General features: G+C 68.5%; 22 protein-coding genes and 1 tRNA gene. 14 read left to right on the forward strand and 9 right to left on the reverse strand.

Translation table 11 applies throughout. The features are described 5' to 3' along the window. The first annotated feature begins 58 nt into the window (after positions 1–58). The 3 genes from ACX80H_RS13115 (at position 59) to ACX80H_RS13125 (ending at position 2,499) form a co-directional block, all read left to right on the forward strand. Positions 59–1,063, forward strand: a complete 1,005-nt coding sequence (locus tag ACX80H_RS13115) for an aldo/keto reductase family protein (protein WP_459313796.1) — start codon at positions 59–61, stop codon at positions 1,061–1,063. After that, positions 1,063–1,941 carry an NAD-dependent epimerase/dehydratase family protein gene (locus ACX80H_RS13120; protein WP_459313797.1) on the forward strand — a complete coding sequence of 293 codons (879 nt, stop codon included), beginning with the start codon at positions 1,063–1,065 and terminating at the stop codon, positions 1,939–1,941. Before ACX80H_RS13115 ends, ACX80H_RS13120 begins: the two co-directional genes overlap by 1 nt. 105 nt (positions 1,942–2,046) lie before the next feature. Further along, positions 2,047–2,499: a hypothetical protein gene (locus tag ACX80H_RS13125; protein WP_459313798.1), complete on the forward strand. Its 453-nt coding sequence runs from the start codon at positions 2,047–2,049 to the stop codon at positions 2,497–2,499. Between the two features lie 50 nt (positions 2,500–2,549). Here the strand turns inward: ACX80H_RS13125 and ACX80H_RS13130 are convergent, their stop codons facing one another. After that, entirely contained in the window at positions 2,550–4,028 is a 1,479-nt protein-coding gene (locus ACX80H_RS13130) for an MFS transporter (protein WP_459313799.1), read from the reverse strand. 196 nt (positions 4,029–4,224) lie between these two features. Here ACX80H_RS13130 and ACX80H_RS13135 point away from each other — a divergent pair, with 196 nt between their 5' ends. Continuing rightward, a complete protein-coding gene (locus tag ACX80H_RS13135; protein WP_459313800.1) occupies positions 4,225–5,316 on the forward strand; it encodes an alkene reductase in 1,092 nt (363 codons plus the stop codon). A gap of 57 nt (positions 5,317–5,373) precedes the next feature. Here ACX80H_RS13135 and ACX80H_RS13140 read toward each other — a convergent pair whose 3' ends face one another. Next, on the reverse strand, positions 5,374–5,889 hold the full coding sequence (locus ACX80H_RS13140; protein WP_459313801.1) for a hypothetical protein: 516 nt from the start codon (positions 5,887–5,889) through the stop codon (positions 5,374–5,376). A 124-nt stretch (positions 5,890–6,013) separates the two neighbouring features. On the opposite strand from ACX80H_RS13140, the gene ACX80H_RS13145 reads away from it, so the two are divergent. Beyond that, positions 6,014–6,163, forward strand: a complete 150-nt coding sequence (locus ACX80H_RS13145) for a hypothetical protein (RefSeq protein WP_459313802.1) — start codon at positions 6,014–6,016, stop codon at positions 6,161–6,163. A gap of 135 nt (positions 6,164–6,298) precedes the next feature. On the opposite strand, the gene ACX80H_RS13150 is transcribed toward ACX80H_RS13145, so the two are convergent. Further along, positions 6,299–6,508 (reverse strand): hypothetical protein, encoded by a 210-nt coding sequence (locus ACX80H_RS13150; RefSeq protein ID WP_459313803.1) that lies wholly within the window; start codon positions 6,506–6,508, stop codon positions 6,299–6,301. 327 nt (positions 6,509–6,835) lie between these two features. On the opposite strand from ACX80H_RS13150, the gene ACX80H_RS13155 reads away from it, so the two are divergent. Further along, positions 6,836–7,762, forward strand: a complete 927-nt coding sequence (locus tag ACX80H_RS13155) for a thiamine pyrophosphate-dependent enzyme (RefSeq protein WP_459313804.1) — start codon at positions 6,836–6,838, stop codon at positions 7,760–7,762. Positions 7,763–7,772: 10 nt separating this feature from the next. Then, a complete protein-coding gene (locus ACX80H_RS13160) occupies positions 7,773–9,434 on the forward strand; it encodes a catalase (RefSeq protein WP_459313805.1) in 1,662 nt (553 codons plus the stop codon). Positions 9,435–9,523: 89 nt separating this feature from the next. On the opposite strand, the gene ACX80H_RS13165 is transcribed toward ACX80H_RS13160, so the two are convergent. From ACX80H_RS13165 to ACX80H_RS13185, 5 genes are all read right to left on the reverse strand, one after another. Continuing rightward, positions 9,524–10,570, reverse strand: a complete 1,047-nt coding sequence (locus ACX80H_RS13165; RefSeq protein ID WP_459313806.1) for an NAD(P)-dependent alcohol dehydrogenase — start codon at positions 10,568–10,570, stop codon at positions 9,524–9,526. A gap of 157 nt (positions 10,571–10,727) precedes the next feature. Beyond that, positions 10,728–11,189: a MerR family transcriptional regulator gene (locus tag ACX80H_RS13170; protein WP_459313807.1), complete on the reverse strand. Its 462-nt coding sequence runs from the start codon at positions 11,187–11,189 to the stop codon at positions 10,728–10,730. A 68-nt stretch (positions 11,190–11,257) separates the two neighbouring features. Next, complete coding sequence (locus ACX80H_RS13175) at positions 11,258–11,530, reverse strand: hypothetical protein (protein WP_459313808.1); 273 nt, start codon at positions 11,528–11,530, stop codon at positions 11,258–11,260. A 124-nt stretch (positions 11,531–11,654) separates the two neighbouring features. Then, the gene (locus tag ACX80H_RS13180) at positions 11,655–12,560 is read right to left on the reverse strand and encodes an SDR family NAD(P)-dependent oxidoreductase (RefSeq protein ID WP_459313809.1); all 906 of its coding nucleotides are present in this window, start codon (positions 12,558–12,560) and stop codon (positions 11,655–11,657) included. Between the two features lie 235 nt (positions 12,561–12,795). Further along, positions 12,796–12,987: a hypothetical protein gene (locus ACX80H_RS13185; RefSeq protein ID WP_459313810.1), complete on the reverse strand. Its 192-nt coding sequence runs from the start codon at positions 12,985–12,987 to the stop codon at positions 12,796–12,798. Between the two features lie 106 nt (positions 12,988–13,093). Between ACX80H_RS13185 and ACX80H_RS13190 the strand changes: the two genes are divergently transcribed. The 5 genes from ACX80H_RS13190 to ACX80H_RS13210 all read left to right on the forward strand — a co-directional run bounded on the left by ACX80H_RS13190 (position 13,094) and on the right by ACX80H_RS13210 (position 18,762). Next, positions 13,094–13,597 carry a metallophosphoesterase family protein gene (locus ACX80H_RS13190; RefSeq protein ID WP_459313811.1) on the forward strand — a complete coding sequence of 168 codons (504 nt, stop codon included), beginning with the start codon at positions 13,094–13,096 and terminating at the stop codon, positions 13,595–13,597. Between the two features lie 94 nt (positions 13,598–13,691). Continuing rightward, a complete protein-coding gene (locus tag ACX80H_RS13195) occupies positions 13,692–15,014 on the forward strand; it encodes a multidrug effflux MFS transporter (protein ID WP_459313812.1) in 1,323 nt (440 codons plus the stop codon). 125 nt (positions 15,015–15,139) lie between these two features. Next, entirely contained in the window at positions 15,140–15,853 is a 714-nt protein-coding gene (locus tag ACX80H_RS13200; protein ID WP_459313813.1) for a hypothetical protein, read from the forward strand. Between the two features lie 300 nt (positions 15,854–16,153). Continuing rightward, on the forward strand, positions 16,154–17,245 hold the full coding sequence (gene rsgA, locus ACX80H_RS13205) for a ribosome small subunit-dependent GTPase A (protein WP_459313814.1): 1,092 nt from the start codon (positions 16,154–16,156) through the stop codon (positions 17,243–17,245). A 179-nt stretch (positions 17,246–17,424) separates the two neighbouring features. Further along, a complete protein-coding gene (locus tag ACX80H_RS13210) occupies positions 17,425–18,762 on the forward strand; it encodes a glycosyltransferase (RefSeq protein ID WP_459313815.1) in 1,338 nt (445 codons plus the stop codon). A gap of 28 nt (positions 18,763–18,790) precedes the next feature. Here the strand turns inward: ACX80H_RS13210 and ACX80H_RS13215 are convergent. Then, positions 18,791–18,867 (reverse strand) — tRNA-Thr (locus ACX80H_RS13215). A gap of 197 nt (positions 18,868–19,064) precedes the next feature. Between ACX80H_RS13215 and ACX80H_RS13220 the strand changes: the two genes are divergently transcribed. Both ACX80H_RS13220 and otsB read left to right on the forward strand, forming a co-directional pair. Continuing rightward, on the forward strand, positions 19,065–20,564 hold the full coding sequence (locus ACX80H_RS13220) for an alpha,alpha-trehalose-phosphate synthase (UDP-forming) (RefSeq protein WP_459313816.1): 1,500 nt from the start codon (positions 19,065–19,067) through the stop codon (positions 20,562–20,564). Next, complete coding sequence (gene otsB / locus ACX80H_RS13225) at positions 20,554–21,360, forward strand: trehalose-phosphatase (RefSeq protein WP_459313817.1); 807 nt, start codon at positions 20,554–20,556, stop codon at positions 21,358–21,360. The genes ACX80H_RS13220 and otsB overlap by 11 nt, the downstream gene beginning before the upstream one ends. Positions 21,361–21,380 lie beyond the last annotated feature (20 nt).

Below are 21,380 nucleotides of genomic sequence, written 5' to 3' on the forward strand. Positions count from 1 at the left end.
TGCCTGGGGGAACCGTTCGTCCTGTACTCGCTTCCCAAGGGTGGTTAGCATCAGGACCATGGACTTCAGATACCTCGGCAACAGCGGCTTCAAGATCTCGGAAATTACGTACGGCAACTGGCTCACCCACGGCTCGCAGATCGAGAACGACGTCGCGACGCAGTGCGTGCGCGCCGCACTCGACGTAGGCATCACCACGTTCGACACCGCGGACGTGTACGCGAACACGGCGGCGGAGACCGTGCTCGGCGAGGCACTGAAGGGCGAGCGTCGCCAGTCGCTCGAGATCTTCACGAAGGTCTGGGGACCCACGGGCCCCAAGGGCCACAACGACGTGGGGCTCTCCCGCAAGCACATCATGGAGTCGATCGACGGCTCGCTGCAGCGCCTCCAGACCGACTACGTGGACCTCTACCAGGCGCACCGGTACGACCACGAGACGCCGCTCGAGGAGACGATGCAGGCCTTCGCCGACATCGTGCGCCAGGGCAAGGCCCTCTACATCGGCGTCAGCGAGTGGACCGCCCAGCAGATCCGCGACGGCGCCGCCCTCGCGAAGGACCTCGGCTTCCAGCTCATCTCCAACCAGCCCCAGTACTCGATGCTGTGGCGCGTCATCGAGGGCGAGGTCATCCCCACCTCCGAGGAACTCGGGCTGTCCCAGATCGTCTGGTCCCCCGTGGCCCAGGGCGTCCTGACCGGCAAGTACGCACCCGGGCAGCAGCCCGAGCAGGGCACACGCGCCTCGGACGACAAGGGCGGCGCGGACATGATCAAGCGCTGGATGAGCGACGATGTCCTGACCGGCGTCCAGAAGCTCGCCCCGATCGCGGACGGCGTGGGCCTCACCATGGCGCAGCTGGCCATCGCGTGGGTGCTGCAGAACAGCAACGTGGCCTCGGCGATCATCGGAGCATCACGCCCCGAGCAGGTCGAGTCCAATGCCGCCGCTGCCGGCGTGAAGCTCGAGGACGACGTCCTGAAGGCGATCGACGACGCGATCGGCGGCCTCGCCGAGACGGACGTCGCGAAGACGGTGTCCCCCGAGACGCGGCCGGTCTGATGGCGGGCCCTGCACCACTCGACGTCGCACCACTCAACGTCGCGGTCACCGGTTCCAACGGCAAGCTCGGGCGGAGCGTCGTCCGCGGCCTGCGCGAGGCCGGTCACACCGTCCTGGAGCTCGACCAGCACGGCGAGCGCAGCCCCGAGTTCCTGCGGATCGACCTGCGCGACTACGGCCAGGTCCTCGACGCCCTCCTCGGTGTGGACGACCGGCACAGCGGGCTGGACGCCGTCGTGCACCTCGGCGCGATTCCGGCTCCGGGACTGCAGGCCGACGCGGCGATCTTCCACAACAACATGACGGCCACGTACAACGTCTTCCAGGCATGCCGGCGGGCCGGGATCAAGCGGATCGTCTACGCGTCGAGCGAGACGGTGCTCGGCCTGCCCTTCGACACCCCTCCCCCGTACCTCCCTGTGGACGAGGAGTACCCCGCGCGGCCCGAGAGCACCTACTCCCTGGTCAAGCACCTCGAGGAGCAGCTTGCCATCGAGCTGGCGCGCTGGGATCCGGCCGTGAGCATCACCGCCCTGCGCTTCTCGAACGTCATGGACCCCGAGGACTACGCGGAGTTTCCTTCCTTCGACGCCGACGCGACCGCGCGCAAGTGGAACCTGTGGGGCTACATCGACGGCCGGGACGGCGCGCAGGCCGTGCAGAAGGCCCTGCAGAACGCAGGGCCCGGCTTCGACCGCTTCATCATCGCTGCCGCGGACACCGTGATGAGCCGTGCGAGTGCGGACCTCGCCGCGGAGGTGTACCCCGGCGTCGAGGTCACACGGGACATGGGTGAGCACGAGACACTCCTCTCCATCGACAAGGCCCGGCGTGTCCTGGACTACGAGCCCCGCCACAGCTGGCGCGACCACCCCTAGCAGGACCTGCGCCGATCGGGGTGGCAGGGAGGAACTGTCGCCCCGACCAATTCATCAGTAGGCTGATGATCGAAGGATGCACAGCACCGATGAAAGGCAGAGATGATGACCGAGAACCTTCCCGATGAGGAACTGACCATCGTGGGCGAAGAGCCCGACGTGCCGAATGACTCGCTTGCTCCCGAGGCCTTCGATCCGGTCCTCGAGGGCCAGCCCGACGACTACCCCGACGCCGCGGAGAACAATCCGGACCGGTGGCAGGATGATCCCCTCCTGCAGGACGAGCCCAGCGCGACCGGGAGCGGCGACGACGAGAACGGCGTCAGCGCGATCGGTGAGGAGGGCTACCTGAGCGACCAGACCCTCCGTGAGGAGACGGCCGAGGCCCGCTACCGGCACGGTGACGAGCAGTATCCGCCCGAGGAGCCGATGCTCGGCGAAGCCGCCGCGGACGTGGACTTCGGCATGATGGAGGACGACGAGGTCGACGCGAGCGACGACCCCGCGAACCGTGGCGGATCGCCGCTGAGCGCGATGGACGAGCAGGACATCAGGTAACGCCCCTCGAACGGAACGCCGCGAAGCCCCGGGAACTCCCCGGGGCTTCGTCATGTCCGGGGGTGCCCGCCCTGGCCGCCGCGCGCCTCGCGGAGGGCGCCGGGAGCCGCCGGGGTACCGCCGACGGCGCAGTGCCTCGGGTGGTCGGCCTCCGGCACCCCGGGGTTCCGGATGCTGACGGCGGCCAAGATCCCGCCCACCACGAGCACTCCGGCGCCGAGAAGGCATGCGGTATCGAATCCGGCCTCGAAGGTCCTCGGGTCGTCGTAGGCCTCTCCTGTCAGACCTGCAGCAGCCGGCAGGACGGCGATCGCGATGAGGCCCGCGGCCCGCGCGACCGCATTGTTGACACCGGAGGCGAGCCCCGCCTGGCGTTCCGGCACCGAGGACAGCGCCGTCGACGTCAGGGGCGCGACGAGCAGCGACAGCCCGAGGCCGAGCACGATCACCGGCGGAAGCACGTCCCGGAGATAGGACGCCTCCGTGCCGATCCGCAGCATGAGGACCAGCGACACGGCGCAGATGAGCGGCCCGACCGCCATCGGGATGCGGGGGCCGATCCTGGAACTGAGTGCACCTGCCCGAGGTGACAGGACGAGCATCAGCGCCGTGATCGGAAGCATGGCGGTGCCGGACGCCACCGGGCTGAAGCCCACCACGACCTGCAGATGGACGACGAGCAGGAAGAAGATGCCACCGAACACCGCGTAGATCAGGAACGTGACGGCGTTCGCCGCACGGAACTGTCGATTGCCGAAGATGTGCAGGGGCAGCATCGGATTCTCCGTGCGCCGCTCCACCGCGAGGAAGGCTACGGCCGCAGCGAGCCCCAGGAGCCCGGACGTGAGGACTCCGGCCGAACCCACGCCGTGGTCGGGCGCTTCGATCAGCGCGTAGGTCGTGCCGGCGAGCGCCAGCGCCCCCAGGGTCGCCCCGGCGATGTCGAGCCTGCCCGTCACGCCCGGGTCGCGGGTCTCAGGGACATGCCGCGCGGCGATCCAGACGACGGCGGCCGCGACAGGGACATTGATGAGGAAGACCCAGCGCCAGGAGACGCTTTCGACGAGCCAGCCGCCGAGGAAGGGCCCGATGGCGGTGGCCACGCCCCCCAGCCCGGACCACGCCCCGATGGCCCGCGCACGGTCCTCACCGGAGAATGCGGCCTGGAGGATCGCCAGGCTGCCCGGCGTGAGCAGGGCCCCTCCGACGCCCTGAAGGGCACGCGCCGCGATAAGCAGGCCGGCGTCCGGGGCCAGCCCGCACAGCAGGGAGGCAAGGGCGAACCAGATGACACCGACCACGAAGACGCGCCGCCGCCCGAACCTGTCCCCCAGTGCCCCGCCGAGCAGGATGAAGGAGGCGAGCGTCAGGGTGTAGCCGGTGACCATCCACTGCATGGCCGAGAAACCCGCGCCCAGGTCCCGCCCGATCGTCGGCAGGGCCACGTTGACGACGGTGGCATCGATACCGGCAATACCCGACCCCAGGACCGTCGCGACCAGGATCCATCGCCCGGAGGCCGTTCCCATCCGGATTCCACTCATGGCTCACCATCCGTCCACGGTCCGCGGTGCCGCGGGCGCACGCACAGTGTGGCACCGCTGTCGCCCATCCTCCAGTCCGCTCGGCTGCGTGCCCGGCGGGTGACACGGGACACATCCGGAATAGCACCCTGCCGGTGCCGGTTACCGCCCGGTAGGACACCGACCCGGAAAGTAGGAACGCATGAAGCTGTTCTCCCCCCTGACCCTCGGCACGCTCGAACTCCCCAACCGCGTGGTGATGGCGCCGCTCACGCGCGTCCGCTCGGGTGACGCGGGGATCCCCGGCGACATCGTCGTCGAGCACTACCGCCAGCGCGCCTCCCTCGGGCTCATCGTCAGCGAAGGAACCTACCCCAGCCATGCCGGGCAGGGCTTCCCCGGGCAGCCGGGCCTGGTCGAGGACGAGCAGCTCGCGGGCTGGAAGCGCGTCACGGACGCCGTGCACGCGGACGGCGGTCGCATCGTCGCCCAGGTCATGCACGCGGGCCGCGTGACGCACCCCGACACCAACGGCGGCTACGAGGTCGTGGCCCCCAGCGCCATCGCCATCGAGGGGACCACGCGGACCAGCACGGGCAAGCAGCCCTATCCGGTGCCGCATGCCCTCGCCACCGAGGAACTGCCGGGCATCATCGAGGAGTTCGTGACGGCCTCGCGCAAGGCGATCGACGTCGCCGGGTTCGACGGCGTCGAACTCCACGGAGCCAACGGGTACCTGCTGCACGAGTTCCTCTCCCCCGAGTCCAACCAGCGTGAGGACGCCTATGGCGGATCGCCCGAGAAGCGCGCTCAGTTCGTGATCGAGCTCGTCACCGCCGTGGCGGCGGAAGTCGGAGCCGAGAAGGTCGGCCTCCGCATCTCGCCCGCCCACAACATCCAGGACGCCCTGGAGACCGACGCCGCCGATGTCCTGGCGACGTACGGAACGCTCGTCGACGCCCTCGCGCCGCTGAAGCTCGCATACCTCAGCGTCCTGCACGCCGAACCGACCGGGGCCCTCATCCAGGACCTCCGGAAGCGCTTCGGCGGACCCTTCCTGATCAACAGTGGCTTCGGGCTCATCACCAACCGCGAGGAGGCTATCGCCATCCTCGAGGACGGCGTGGGAGACGCCGTCGTCGTCGGCCGCCCGGCCATCGCGAACCCCGACCTCGCCCGCCGCTGGCGCGAGAACCTGCCGGAGAACGAGCCGAACCCGGCCACGTTCTACTCCACCGGACCGGAGGGCTACACGGACTACCCGTTCTACGACAGCTCGGGCAGCAGCAACTAGGACACCACCTGGACAGGCCCGGACAGGGCCTGCCTGCATCGCAGGAAGGCGCTTCCGTCACGCGACGGGGGCGCCTTCTTCCGCCGGCACGCCGTGCCGGCGATGCCCCCGCCCGGCTGCCCATGTCGCGACGTGCGGGTATCGGGCCGCCGCCCACCCGACCAGGAGCGCTGCCGCCAGGTGTGTATGCAGCAGGAGCATCACCTCGGGTGAATGCCCTTTCGTAGTCCCGGTCCCCACCGGCACATCGCCGCCATGGTGGCCCCCCGTGCCGGGAACGCCCGACGACGGAGCATCCGCGAGGCCGCCGAGCAGCCAGTGCAGGACCTGCTGCGCCGCTCCGAGGAGGAGCAGGAGCGTCCAGGCGGGGAACCTGCCCTGAGCCACGATCGCCGCAGCCAGCACTGCGAGCGCGGCCAGCCCGCCGAGGATCGGCGCGCTCGGCAGGATGCCACCGGAGACCGCATGTGCAGTGAGTCCCAGAGCCAGCGACGCGAGACCAGTCGCAGCCGCCCCCACGATCCGCGTGCGGCGCAGCACATCCGCTCCGCCCGTCTCCTCCTGTGTCTGCATCCCACGATAGTAAGCATGCTGATGACGCCGCGTCACGCGGAGCATCCCGCTTATGTACTGGCCGGCGGATCCGTACACTGACGGTAAGGGAGCTTACTTTCCCCCGAACCGAGAGGACCAGTGCATGTCAGAGAAGCCGAGCGACGACGACCGCATCCACAACGAAGCACCTGCCGAGGGCGACCAGGAGGCCGCCACGGAGGACATCCGCGTGCACGCCGAGGATCCCGCCGAGGGCGCGGATCCCGACGCCCAGGATGGTGCTGGCAGCTAGTACCGCCTGCCCGAGGAGAACCTCGTGACAGAGGGAAGCGCCGGTCATCGACCGGCGCTTCCCTGCGTTACGATCCCGCCTCGCGCGGACTGTGTGGGAACACCTCGTACCTCACGGGGGGTGTCGGGTGGCGTGTCAGCGCGTCCCTTCGACGATCTCGCCGAACGGGACCTCCTTGGACGTCTCGGCGCCACGGTCGAGAGCCTGGTTGCTGATGAGGATGCCGTGCTTGCCCTCGGCGACCGACTGCTTCATGACCATCAGGACCGTCTCGGCGAAACCCTCGTCCTGGGCCTCGAGGTAACGGATGTACGCGGGCGGGAAATTCTCGGGAACTGTGAGCATGACCCCACGCTACCTGCCGCCACCCACGCCTGCCGAGTGATTTTCAAGCCCGATGGCGCACCCGCCGATCCTTCTGAGCCACCGGTCAACGGTGATAGACCATGAGGGTCCTCGGCATCCCTGGTGGATCGCGTTCACCGGAGGCGACCTCCCACTGACATGACAGGGGCTCTTCGTGACGCACCTACTCAAAGACCATGCCCTCCTGTTCGAACTGCCCGACCCCTAAAAACCACCATCTATGTCGAGGGCATCACCGGCACGGTGGACGGCCTGGCGAACGACGAGATCCTTCCGCGCAGCGTCGCCCAGTAGACGGTGTGGAAGATGACCTCCTGCAAAGTCACGTCCGAGATCGACCGCATCTCCGCGGAGCACGACGCACAGCTGATCGCCGTCGCCGGTGACGTCCGTGCCCGCCAGATGATCCACGACGAGGTGTCGCAGGAGTCGCGCGCGAAGCTGCTGCACGGCCAGCAGGACCACACGTGGCGGGAAGAGGTCGAGGAGCAGGTGTGCCGATGGGACCGGGTGTCCACCGAGCGCGCCATGACTCCGGCGGACCCCGTGAATCCCGAGCGCGTGGTGCATGAACTCAACGCCCTCCTGCCGCGGGATGCGCAGGTCGCCGTCGATGTCGGAAGCTCCGTGTACTGGTACGCGCGGCAACTCCGGCTGCCCCGGGGCGTTCCTGCCCACCTGTCGAGCACGCTCGGGTGCATGGGCGCGGGTGTCCCCTACGGCATCGCCGCGAAGCTCGCCGGCCCGAGCCGTCCCGTCGTCGTACTCGCGGGGGACGGAGCGATGCAGCTGGCGGGACTCGCAGAACTCGTGACGGTCGCCAAGCTGTGGCGCGACTGGGCCGATCCCCGCTTCGTGGTGTGCGTCTTCTCCAACCGGGACCTCGCGGAGGTCTCCTGGGAGCAGCGGGAGATGGAGGGCGAGCGCCGCTTCGAAGCCAGCCAGGCCTTGCCCGACGTCGACTGCGCCGCCCCTGCGCGGCTGCTCGGCCTCGATGGCGTCCGCGTGACGGACCCGGACGACCTCGCCGAGGCCTGGCGGCGGGCCTCGTGCAGCGCTATGCGGACATCGAGGAGGGTACGGGCAGGTCCTAGGACCTGCCCGTACCCTCCTCCGCCCCGCTCTTCCACCGATCGGCCACCGGATTCCTTCGATTGCTGTCCATCCGGCCCTTGGGTAGCGTCGGAATCGTGCGCGGGCCCCCGCGCCACTCGAGAAGACCAGAGCCTGTGAGGAGAACTGCATGACCGATGTCGCCAGCCAGCCGCCCGCCGAAGGTGATGACCGCGCCGTCCTGACCAACCGGCAGGGCCACCAGGTCTACGACAACCAGAACTCCCGGACCGTCGGCGCCCGCGGCCCCGCCACGCTGGAGAACTACCAGTTCCTCGAGAAGATCAGCCACTTCGACCGGGAGCGGATCCCGGAGCGTGTCGTCCACGCCCGCGGGTTCGTCGCCTACGGCGAGTTCGAGGCGACCGGGATGTGGGGCGAGGAGCCGGTCGCCGCCCACACCCGCGCGAAGTTGTTCTCCGAGCCCGGGAAGAAGACCGAGGTCGCCATCCGCTTCTCGACCGTCATCGGCGGACGCGACTCCTCCGAGGCTGCCCGTGACCCGCGCGGCTTCGCCGTGAAGTTCTACACGGAGGACGGCAACTGGGACCTGGTGGGCAACAACCTCGCGGTGTTCTTCATCCGCGACGCCATCAAGTTCCCCGACGTCATCCACTCCCTCAAGCCGGATCCGGTCACGTTCCGGCAGGACCCGGCCCGCATTTTCGACTTCATGTCGCAGACACCGGAGTCGATGCACATGCTGGTGAACCTCTTCAGCCCCCGCGGCATCCCGGCGGACTACCGCTCCATGCAGGGCTTCGGGGTGAACACCTACAAGTGGGTCAACGCGGACGGGGACTCGAAACTGGTCAAGTACACGTGGCAGCCGCACCAGGGCGTGAAGAGCCTGACCGAGGAGGACGCCGCCAACATCCAGGCGACCGACCTCGGGCATGCCTCCAGGGACCTCTACGAGGCCATCGAGCGCGGCGACTACCCGAAGTGGGACCTGTACGTGCAGCTGATGGACGACGGCGACCACCCCGAGCTGGACTTCGATCCGCTCGATGACACGAAGACCTGGCCGGAACAGGATTTCGAGCCGAAACTCGTCGGCACCATGACGCTCAACCGGAATGTCACGGACCACCACAACGAGAACGAGCAGATCTCTTTCGGTACGGGGGTCCTCGTCGACGGGCTGGACTTCTCGGACGACAAGATGCTCGTGGGCCGTACCTTCAGCTACAGCGACACCCAGCGCTACCGCGTGGGTCCGAACTACCTGCAGCTACCGGTGAACTCTGCGAAGAACGCCCCCGTGCACACCAACCAGCGCGGCGGGCAGATGTCCTTCGGGACGGACCTCGCGCCGGGGCAGAACCCGCACGTCAACTACGAGCCGTCCATCACGGGCGGGCTCCGCGAGGGGCAGTACCCGACGCACGACGAGCAGGGGCCGGAGATCTCCGGGCGCCTGACGCGCAAGCGCATCCCGCTGACCAACGACTACCTGCAGGCGGGCCAGCGGTACCAGTTGCTCGAGCAGTGGGAGGAGGACGACCTCGTCGCCAACTTCGTGACCCTGATCGGGCAGGCGGCCCGCGCCGTGCAGGAACGCATGGTGTGGCACTTCTACCTCGTCGACGACGAACTCGGAGCCCGCGTCGGGGAAGGACTCGGCATCGGCCTCACCGACGTCAAGGACCTGCCTCCGCTCGCCAGTCAGACCCTCTCCGAGGACGAACTGGCCCGTCTGAAGAACCTGGGCAACAACGGCCCCCGCAACGTCGAGGGCCTGACCATGACCCACTGCGTGCCCAACGAGCACGTCGTCGTGAGCCGCTAGGCGGGTCAGGTCCGGCGAAGCGCGGCGCGCGGGCGTGCCCGGACCGGGGCGGGGAGGCTCAGCATCCCGCCCCGGTCCGGGTTCGACCCCTAGGCGAAGGTGGCGGCGTCGATGACGAAGCGGTAGCGGACGTCCGAGGCGAGGACGCGCTCGTAGGCGTCGTTGATCTTCCCTGCAGGGATTACCTCGATCTCGGCACCGATGCCGTTCCTGGCGCAGAAGTCGAGCATCTCCTGCGTCTCGGCGATGCCCCCGATCATGGAGCCGGCGAACGAGCGGCGACCGCCGATGAGTGCCATCGCGTTCACCGGCAGCGGCTCGGCAGGCGCGCCGACGTTGACCAGGGCACCACCGACAGTCAGGAGTCCCAGGAAGGCACTGATGTCGATTCGGGCGCTCACCGTGTTGATGATGAGGTCGAACGACCCGGCCAGCTCGATGAACGTGCCTTCGTCGCTGGTGGCGTAGTAGGAGTCCGCTCCCAGGCGCAGGCCGTCCTCCTGCTTCTTGAGGGACTGCGAGAGGACGGTCACCTCGGCGCCCATCGCGTGGGCGATCTTGACAGCCATGTGGCCGAGGCCGCCGAGGCCGACGACGGCGACCTTCTTGCCGGGGCCGGCGCCCCAGCGGTGCAGCGGCGAAAAGGTGGTGATGCCGGCGCAGAGCAGGGGGGCGGCGACGTCGAGCTCGATGCCCTCGGGGATCCCCAGCACGAAGTCCTCGGTGACGACGACATGGGTGGAGTAGCCGCCCTGGGTGACGGTCCCGTCGCGGTCGGTGGCGCCGTAGGTGCCCACCATACCGTTGACGCAGTACTGCTCGTCGCCCGCCGTGCAGTTCTTGCACTCCCCGCAGGAGTTCACCATGCAGCCGACGCCGACCCGGTCACCGACGGCGTGCCTGGTCACCTCGGAACCGACTTCCGCGACGATGCCCGCGATCTCGTGGCCGGGCACCAGGGGGTAGGGCTGCGGCCCCCAGTCCCCGCGCACGGTGTGGATGTCGGAGTGGCAGATGCCAGCGTACTTGATCTCGATCAGGACGTCGTGGGGACCGACGTCGCGGCGTTCGATCGTGGTGGGGACGAGGTCCTTGTCGGCGGAGGGTGAGGCGTAGGCGTGGACGGTGGTGGTCATGTGTTTTCTCCTTCGAGGGGCGTTCAGGTGTTAGGTGCGGCCGGTCGGCCGTAGTCCCGGTCGGTGACGTGCTTGACGTGGAGCATCCGCCCCTGGGTGTGCCAGGCCGTGCGCGCCTGACCTGCGGACCATCCGGTCCGCAGGGGGCGCGTGGTGCCTATCGCTTCCTGGTCTTCTTGAGGTCGTCCACCAGGGAGCGCGCTTCGTCCGACAGCTGTGCGGCCCTGGGATCGTCGCCGGACTGGACGGCCCGCCAATAATCGATCTTCAGTGCGACGTAGCGCCTCCGCAGGGCGATCGACCTCGCTTCGAGTGCCAGCTGTTCCTGCTGGGCCTTCAGCAGTTCGATCTGCTCCGGGGCAGCGGCCGCCCCGAGCGCCCCGTTCCCGATGTAGCGGCGCATGTCGCTCACGGACATTCCCGTCGCGCTCAGGCAGGAGACCCAGGTCAACAGATCCAGGTCCTCCGGCGTGTAGACCCGATGCCTGCTGCTCGCACCGCGACCGATCGGTGTGATCACGCCGATCGATTCGTAGTAGCGCAACGTACTGGCCGGCAGTCCCGTCAGAGCTGCCGCTTCCTTGATCGTGTACGTTTTCCGGATGCTCGGTGCGCTCACACCATCAACGATAGGAACTTCAAGTACTTGAAGACAAACGGCCCCTACCGGCGGCTGGGATCGACGTCCTAGCGCCGGCGCCTTTCGGCTGTCTGCCGCCCCAGCTCGGCGACGGCAGCGGCCGCGATCACGAGGGAGAGCGCCACGATGGCGAGCATGACGTAGAGCAGCACGAGGATGGTCATCGGCGAGGCGGCGGTGTGCAGAATGCGCAGCCCGCTGAGCAGCCCCACGGCCCAGAAGATCCCCACTCCCGCGAGCGCGTACGCTGCCCGCTTCCGACCGCGGTCGAACCCCATACCCCGGGCGCACTGTGCCAGGAGGCCCTGCCATTGATCCATACCTCAACTATGGAGGGGCACCCGCAGTGCGGCGCCAGCGTGTTTTATCGTGTCGCTCACATTGACAGTGGCGGAAGTACATGCTTGAGGCAGAAGGTGCTGGTGTTCCTTTTAATGTGTCCCGTCACCGCCCGGGAGTGCGCCGCAGCCACGGGAGGATCCGCCAGCCACCGGTCACACCCGTGGCCTTCCGATCCGCCTCGAACAGGTTGCCGGGCGCGGGCGGCAAGAATCCTTTCTTCAGCGCCAGTGCGCGGTAGGCGACGGCCACCGCCGGTTCGTATGCGGCAGGCGCCAGTGCCCGCGCGTAGACGAACATCGACTGGACCCGGCCCACCTGTGTGAGGCGGCGGGGCCGGCGGGAGACCCGGACGATCGCCCGCGCCACCCGGACCGGATCCACGACCGGCGGCAGGGGACGGACGGGCCGCCCTGTGTAGTTCGCGGCGTGCTGATGGATGGGGGTGTCGATCGTCGCCGGGAGGACTGCGCAGACATGGATGTCCGGCGCATTCCGCGTCTCCATGCGGAGCACTTCGAGGAACCCGAGGAGCCCGAACTTGCTGGTGACATAGGGACTCACCAGGGGTGTAGTGATACGGGAGTACATGGATGCCACGGACACCAGCACTCCCCTGCCCTGCCGCCGGAAGACCCGCAGGGCGGCACGCGCTCCGTACACCTGGCCCAGCAGGTTGACCTCGATGATCCGGTCGAACACCTCCGACGGTGTCTGCTCGAACGTCCCGAAGCTGTACAGGGAGGCATTGCCCACCCAGACATCGATACCGCCGAAATGCTGGACGGCCGCGTCTGCGAGCCGGTCGACGTCGTCCTCGGACCCGACGTCCGTGGGCACGGCCAGTACCGCCGCACCCCTGTCCCGGCATTCCGCCGCGACGGCCTCGAGCGTGTCCGCATCCCGGCCGGCGAGGACGAGCCGCGCGCCGCCGTCCGCGAAGAGGCGTGCCGTCGCCCGCCCGATACCACTTGATGCACCCGTGATGACCACGGTCGCCGCACTCCGCATCCTGCCGCCTCTCCTCGATCTTCTCCCGCCCGTTGACGGGGTCTCCACGTGCAAAGGGAGTCCCAAGAGGAGGACTCCCTTCAGTGGTTCCGGACGGATGTCGTCACTGACCCCGGCGCGAATCCCTGTCCGGGGTGACATCGGGGTCCAACTCGTCCGCAGCCTGGACGTGGTGCGTCACCTTCTCGCGCATCTCGGCAGCACGATGCCGGTCCCGCTTCTGCGCCGAATCCGCCTAGCCGCCGAAGCCACCCAGGCCGGGGATCTTGCCCAGCAGGTCCTTCGGGGTGATGCCGAACTTGGCAAGGAGATCCGAGTGCTGCTCCGGATCCACCTGGTCGGGGAGCTCGGACTGCGCCTGGTCGGCGTCGCCGTCCTTGCCCTGGCTCTTCAGCAGGTCGATGATTTGGGACTTGTCAATCTGCATGCTGCCTTTTCGTGGAACCACGCCCATTAGTAAGCGTGCTTATGGAAGCATGGCATAGGGCCCCCGACTTGTCACGGGTGCCCGGGGACAGCGGACAATGGGCTCCATGCCCCTCACCCTGACGCTCCTGGCCGACACGCATCTGCCCAAGCGCGCGAAGGAGCTCCCCGCCGAGGTGTGGGCCGCGGTCGAGTCGTCCGACGTCGTCGTGCACGCCGGGGACTGGACCGACGTCTCCCTGCTGGACGAGCTGGAAGCCCGCGCCGACCGCCTTCTCGCGTGTTACGGGAACAACGACGGCGCCGATCTGCGAGCGCGCCTTCCCCTCGTCGCCCGGGCGGAGTTCGACGGCGTGCGTCTCGCCGTGGTGCACGAGACGGGGCAGAAGCAGGGCAGGGAAGCACGCATGGCCGCGCTCTATCCCGACGTCGACGTCCTGGTGTTCGGGCACAGCCACATACCGTGGGACACAGACACCGGCACGGGACTGCGCCTGCTGAACCCGGGTTCCCCCACGGACCGGCGCCGCCAGCCTTTCTGCACCTACATGACGGCGGTCATCGACGGAAGTGCGCTCCAGGTCGAGCTGCACCGGCTGCCTCCCCGGTAACTGCGGATCGTCTTCCTGTCCAGCAGCACCGGAGAACGAAATCACCGCCCTTCACATATGTTCGTCAGGTCAACAATTCGCCTAGGGTTTCAGGGTGAGTACCGCGAGGACAGCCGGCAGGACCGCCCGGCGATCGAGTATCAAGTACATCCTGATGCTCGGTGCGCTCGCTGCGCTGCCGGCCGTCACCACGGACATGTACCTGCCATCGCTGCCGACGGTCGCAGAAGACCTCGATGCGACGCAGGCGGCCGTGCAGTTCACCATGTCCGGGATGCTGCTCGGCGCGGGCGTCGGCCAGTTGGTCATCGGGCCGTTCTCCGACCGGTTCGGACGACGGCTGCCGCTCCTCATCGGCATCTCGCTCCACGTCGTGACCTCGATCCTCTGCTCCCTCACCCCGGACATCGGCACGCTGATCGGGCTCCGCATCTGCCAGGGCTTCTTCAACGCGGCCGCGTCGGTCGTGGCGATCGCCGTCATCCGGGACCGCTTCGTGGGGTCGGACGCCGCGAGACTGCTGTCCCGGCTGATGCTCGTCATCGGGGTGGCTCCGCTCTTCGCACCGACGGTCGGGCAGGCCATCGCCGGGGCCTGGCAGTGGAGGGCCGTGTTCTACGCTCTCGCGCTCATCGGCCTGGCTCTCGTCCTGATCGTCTGGCGCTTCATGCCGGAATCCCTTCCACCGGCACAGCGCCGCCCCGGCAACCCCCGGGAGGTCGCCCGCGGCTACCTGTCCCTGCTCCGCGACCGGCGCTTCATGGCGCTCGCGGTGGTACCGGGTCTCGGGCTCGCCGTCATCATGAGTTACGTCGTCGGTTCACCCTTCGTCTTCCAAAACGAGTACGGCCTGAGCCAGGGTCAGTTCGCGGTGGTGTTCGCGCTCAACGGTGTCGCCCTCGTCGGCTCGGCGCAACTGAACGCGGCCCTGGTGCGTCGTGCGGCACCCATCCGGGTGCTGCGGATCGCGGTCCTGGTGCAGATGGGCTGCGCGCTCGCCCTCCTCGCGATCGTGCTCACCGGGTTCGGGGGCATCGCGGGGCTCATGGTGGGGCTCTGGCTCGTCCTCGGGATGCAGGGGCTGACCGCCGCGAACGCCTCGGTGCTCGCGCTGCACAACTACGGGCACATGGCCGGGACTGCGGCGGCGGTCATCGGATCGCTGCAGTCCGGCGTGGCCGGACTCGTCAGCCCGTTCGTCGGCCTCCTCGGGGGCGGTTCGGTGGCCATGGTGTGCGTGATGCTTGCAGCGGTGTTCCTCACCCTGCTGGTGCTCGCCATGGGAACACCGACGTACCGCAAGGGTGGCTGGCGCGAACTCGACAGCATGGAACCCGGGGCGACGACGTCGGACGCGGACACCGAACAGCGCCAGGCCGAACAGGTGGAGGCGCAGGGCCCGGACCAGCGCAGCTGACGCGCAGGGACAGCGCAGGTCTGGCACATGATCAGCTCACCTGCCGCTTTTCCGCCGGCCTGCGGGGTTCCGGGCGGTACACTGGCCGACGCAGGCAGAGGGCCTGTCGAAGACCCGGGAGTCCCTTGAGCAAGCATCTGAACCGGACCGTGTCCGCCGTCGCCATCGCCATGCTCGGCGGCCTCACCTTCGGCGCGCTGCCCGCCCAGGCCGTGGACTGCACCATCGGCGACGGCGCGAAAAAGTGCCAGAACGAGGTTGTCGCTCCTCCTACGCCGAGTCCTCGGTCCACGACGCCGGCTGTCACCCCGACACCTGTGCCCACGGTGGCCCCGACCACGCCCCCCACTCCGACGCCCTCCCCGACACCTGCACCGACGGAGGAGCCCAGCCCTGCTCCCGTCCCGGTTCCACCGCCCGCTCCGGAGCCCTCCCCCACACCGGTGCAGAACCTCCCGGCCCCTGCTCCTGCCCCTGCCCCTGCTCCCGTGCCGGTACAGCCCGTGGAGCAGGCCGTGCCGGAAGTCCTCCTGCCGCCTGTTCCCGAGGTCCTGCCGGAGATCGTGGAAGCACCGATCGAAGAACCCACCGAGGCCCCGAAGGCTTCGAGCACTCCTACCCCCTCACCGACGCCGTCGGCTGCCGTGACGACGCGCCCCCCGGCGTCAGCCGAAGCCAGCCCGGAGGCCGTGGCGCTCGAACGCACCGAGATGCGCAAGGGACCGAACTTCCCGCTGCTCGCCCTGCTCTCGGTCGTCATCATCGGCTGCATCGCCGGACTCGTGAAGGTCATCGGGCTCCCGAGGAAGGCCACCGGGCTTTCCACATGGAGGCATTAGGGGCCGGGTGTTCCTGGAAGTAGGTCGGCACGGCTGCAGCGAAGGCAGGCACGGCGCAGCGCAGCGCAGGCAGGCACGGCTCAGCGCAGCGCAGGCAGACGACCCTGTTCACGCCCCTTCCGTCGTGGGTACCATGAAGTCCACCGGCCGATCGGGCCGGACGAGAGGTTCACGAGGAGGTGGAGTCATGAAGAAGGCCATCGTCGCCGCGTTCTGCGCCGCACACGCCCCCATGAATTCCGCCTCTCCTGCGACCACGTATTAGCCGCGCCCTGCGGGAGGCTTCCGCAGAGGATCCCGATGAACACCCTCACGCAGTACGGCTTCACCGACTCCATCGACGCTCTCTTCACCGTTCACTTGCCGCCCCCGTCCGGCGCGCGGCCTGCGCGGGTGGTCCGCACGGACCGCGGACGCGTCCTGCTCGCCTCGCAGGACGGACTGTTCCACCTCGGCAGCCACCACCTCGACCGTGACCACCTCGACCGTGACGGCGCGCTCGTGACCGGCGACTGGGTCGCCGTCGCGGGCGGAGAGCCGGACACCGGCGGTGACACCGTCCTCGGTCTCCTGCCCCGCTTCTCCCTGCTCAGGCGCAAGCGGGCGCATGACCCGCTGTCCGAGGTGCAGCTGCTCGGCGCCAATCTGGACCTCGTGGGCGTCGTCGTGCCCCTGGACAGACCCCTGTCGACCAATCGACTCGAACGCACCCTCGTGGCGGCCCGTGACTCCGGCGCCGTTCCGGTCGTGATCCTGACGAAGGCCGACCTGAGCACCCGCTTCGATGACGTCGTCGCCGAGACGATCGACCGTGCCCGCGGCGTCGAGGTGGTCACCACCTCCGCCGCAGCGTCCGACGGGCTCGACGAACTCCGGGGACGGATCGGCCCGGGGCAGACGATGGCGCTGCTCGGGCCCTCAGGCGCGGGCAAGTCGAGCCTCGTCAACGCCCTCACGGGCAGTTCCCGCCAGGGAACGGGCCCTGTCCGGGCGGGTGACGGAAAGGGCCGGCATACGACGACGGCCCGCGAACTGGTCCCTTTGGGAGACGGCGCCGTCATCATGGACACACCAGGGCTGCGTGGCTTCGCACTGTGGGATGCCGAGGACGGATTGGCAGATGTTTTCACCGACGTCGAGGAACTTGCCACCGGCTGCCGCTTCAGGAACTGCGCCCATGACCGCGAGCCTGGCTGCGCGGTCCGGTCGGCCATCGAGACCGGCGCCCTCGCGGAGCGGCGCTGGCAGAGCTACCGCACGATGGAGCGCGAGCTCGCGGGCCTCCACCGTCGGCAGGAAGTGGCGAACCGACGACACTCCCCCAGATCCGTCCGGCCGGTCAGGGATTCAGCTCCAGCAAAGGACTACCGGCACCTGTTCGGAGACAGCTGAGGACCCGGGGATCTCGCCTGCCCGTCCAGGAAAGCTCCATGCCGAAGAGATCCCGAACAGGAGGAGAATGCCCACGTTCACGGCTCTGGCCATGCGGCGGGGTCGGGAGCAGGATGAGTGCAGGGATGTAACGGCTCAGGACAGGCTGAGCCCCTCCACCGAACGTCTGGAGCCCGGTCATGGCAACGTATCTGCTCTGCAGTTCCCCCATCTACGGGCACGTCATGCCCCAGCTCGAGATCGGGCGGTATCTCGCAGGTCGGGGCCACACCGTGCGCATGCTCACCGGTTCCCGGTTCGAGGACACCATCACCGACGCCGGCCTTGGATTCATCCCGTTGCCGGCCGCCTGCGACTTCGACGACCGGGACCTCGATGCTTCCTTTCCAGGGCGTGCGGGTAACAAGGGGCTGAATCGGCTCCGCTTCGACATGACGGCGGTCTTCGTCGATGCCCTGCCCCACCAATACCGCGCCCTGCGGGAAGAGTTCGATCGGGCACCCGTCGACGCGGTGCTTGCCGAGCCCGGCTTCGTCGGTGTCGTACCGCCGTTGCTCCTGCAGCACCCGCGGCCTCCGATCCTCTTCATCGGTGTCATTCCGCTCCTCTTCTCCAGCAGGGACACCGCGCCGTTCGGGTCGGGCCTGCCTCCCCTTCCCACCAGGACCGGCATTCTCCGCAACCTGCTCCTCAACGCGGTGATGCAGAGGATCGTCTTCCGACCCACGCAGCGCGAGGCGGACCGACAGATGGAAGCCATCACGGGGATGCCCCTGCCGGTCCACTTCCTCGACTCGTCCTCCCTCGCCGACCGGTTCCTCCAGCTCACCTGCCCCGGCTTCGAGTACCCCCGGAGCGACCTGCCGCGGAACGTACGGTTCGTCGGCCCCATCCTCCCGACACGGAGTGGTGGGTTCACCCCGCCCCCCTGGTGGAATGACCTCCAGGACGGCCGTCCTGTCATCCATGTCACCCAGGGGACGATCGACAACAAGGACCTGACCCGGCTCATCCTGCCGACCCTCGACGCACTGGGGGACATGGACGTCCTGGTGGTCGCGACAACCGGCGGTGCGTCGCTGCCCACCGACAAGATCCCGACCAACGCCCGCGTAGCCGCTTTCCTGCCGTACGAGCACTTGCTCCCCCTTGTCGACGTGGTGGTCACCAACGGCGGGTACGGCGGCACCCAGTGGGCCTTGGCGCGGGGCCTGCCGCTGATCGTCGCCGGGGACCGGGAGGACAAACCAGAAGTGGCCGCCCGCGTGGCGTGGACAGGTGCGGGTATCAATCTCCGCACGGGAACGCCGACACCGGCCGCTATCGGGAAGGCTGTCCAGGAGGTCCTCTCCGACCGTTCATACCGTCAAGCCGCTGCACGGCTCGCCAGTGAACTTGCCCTCCACTACGCCCTGCCGATGATCGCCCGGGAACTGGAGACCACCCGGGCGGGCGTTCCGCAGGGCCGCCACGTCCCCGCGGCGCGGGCCCGCCACGACATGAAAAACCCCTCCTGACAGGTATTCACCGGTCGGGAGGGGTTGATGGAGCCCCCTGTCGGATTCGAACCGACGACCCCCGCTTTACAAGAGCGGTGCTCTGGCCAACTGAGCTAAGGAGGCGTGCTGGCCAGGCCAGCGGGCGCTGTCGTCGACCGCCGCCGCAGAGGCAGCAGGAATCGACGCTGAACGCTCAATAAGGGTAGCCCAGCCCCGGCAGCGCGGGAAATCAGGCACGCCGCCGGGTGCCGCTGACGACCGGAGCGCCGAACCCGCGGAGGCGCGAACCGATAGAGTCAGGTCAGAAACCACCTACTGCCATGGAGCCCGTTTTGAGCGCAGCACAACCTTCGACCACAACCGGCGTCAACCCCACCTTCTCGGCGGACGGCCAGTTCGGGGATTTCGACTTCATCGTCGTCTCCAACCGGCTGGCGGTGGACCGCGTCGTCGACGAACACGGCGAGAGCTCGTGGCGGCGATCGCCCGGCGGCCTCGTCACCGCGCTCGCGCCGGTCATGGCGAAGGCCGACGGCGCCTGGGTCGGCTGGCATGGCGCCCCCGACGAGACGCTCGAGCCCTTCGACGAGGCGAACATGCGCCTGGTCCCCGTGCCGCTCAGCGAGGAGGAGGTGGAGCTGTACTACGAGGGCTTCTCCAACGCCACGCTGTGGCCGCTCTACCACGACGTCATTGCATCGCCGGAGTTCCACCGCACCTGGTGGGACTCCTATCGGAAGGTCAACGAGCGCTTCGCGGAGGCTACGGCGTCCGTCGCTGCGGAGGGCGCCACGGTGTGGGTACAGGACTACCAGCTGCAACTCGTGCCCCAGATGCTGCGGCAGGCCCGCCCCGACCTGAAGATCGGCTTCTTCAACCACATCCCGTTCCCGCCGCTGGAGATCTACGCTCAACTCCCGTGGCGCCGGCAGGTCATCGAGGGACTCCTCGGCGCCGACCTCATCGGGTTCCAGCGCCCGAGTGACGCCAGCAACTTCCTCCGCTGCGTGCGCCGCTTCAAGGGCTACACCATCAAGGCCCAGCAGGTGCAGATCCCCGAGGGCGACGACGGCACTCCCGCCTACGTCTCACGCGCCGAGGCGTTCCCCATCTCCATCGACACCGCGTCGATCACCGAGCTGGCGCAGCGCCCGGACGTCATCGAGCGATCGAAGGAGATCCGGCGCGAGCTGGGCGACCCCCAGCACATCCTGCTCGGCGTGGACCGCCTCGACTACACCAAGGGCATCGGCCATCGGCTCAAGGCCTACGGCGAACTGCTCGAGGACGGCGCCATCACCGTGGAGGACGCCGCCCTCATCCAGGTCGCCAGCCCGAGCCGCGAGCGCGTGGAGCAGTACCGGATCCTGCGCGAGGACATCGAGGGTGCGGTCGGCCGTATCAACGGCACGCACGACACCATGAAGAACACGGCCATCCGCTACCTGCACCACAGCTACCCGGTCGAGGAGATGGTGGCGCTGTACCTGGCCGCCGACGTCATGCTCGTCACGGCGCTCCGCGACGGCATGAACCTTGTCGCCAAGGAATATGTGGCGGCCCGCACCGGCAATACGGGCATGCTCGTCCTCAGTGAGTTCGCGGGCGCGGCGGACACCCTGCGCCAGGCGATCCTCGTCAATCCGCACGACATCGACGGCCTGAAGAGCGCGATCGTCTCGGCGATCACCATGCCGAAGACGGAGGCCATGCGGCGGATGCGGCTCATGCGTCGCCAGGTCGTCCACAACGACGTCGAACGCTGGTCGCAGGCATTCCTCAACGCCCTCCACTCCGGAGGCCCCGGTCATGGCGCTTGACGCGGACCTCCAGAACGCGCTGCGCGCCCTTGCGGCCACACCACGCCTGCTGGTCGCGCTCGATTTCGACGGGACACTCGCCCCGCTGGTACAGCGGGCCGAGGACGCGCGGGCACTTCCGGCGTCCGCGGAGGCCGTCCGTGCCCTGGCCGGCCTTCCCGATACGACGACGGCGCTGATCTCCGGACGTGCCCTGGGCAGCCTGCGGGCCGTGGCAGAGCCGCCGGTGGACACCATGCTGATCGGGAGCCATGGCGCCGAGACCTGGACCGGACCCGACGGCGCGTCCCTCACGCTGACACCGGAGCAGGATGACCTCCTGGCACGGGCCGTCGACGTCGTCGAACGTATTGTCGCCGATCACGAGGGAACACGCATCGAGTTCAAGCCGGCCGGCGTCGTCCTCCACACGAGGACGGCGGCCGATGACGTCGCCGACACCGCCGTCTCCGTAGCCCGGGCAGAACTCTCGCGGATCGAGGGCCTCAGCGTGACCGACGGCAAGCGCGTCCTCGAGATCTCGGTCGTCACGGCGGACAAGGGTCAGGGGCTCGCACTGCTGAGGGAGGCGTCGGGCGCCACCGCGGTCCTCTTCGCCGGTGACGACGTCACGGACGAACACGCCCAGCGGACTCTCGGTCCCGACGACGTCGGCATCCGGATCGGACCCGGTGACACTGCCGCGTCCTTCACCGTCGCGACACCTGAGGACTTCACCGAGGTCCTGCAGGAACTCGTGGCGTTACGGTCATCAGGTGCGCACAGCCAGGGAACGTGTCATACTACGGGGGCGTGACCAAGGCCACCGGTACTGCT

The organism is Arthrobacter pasteuri (assembly GCF_054510955.1).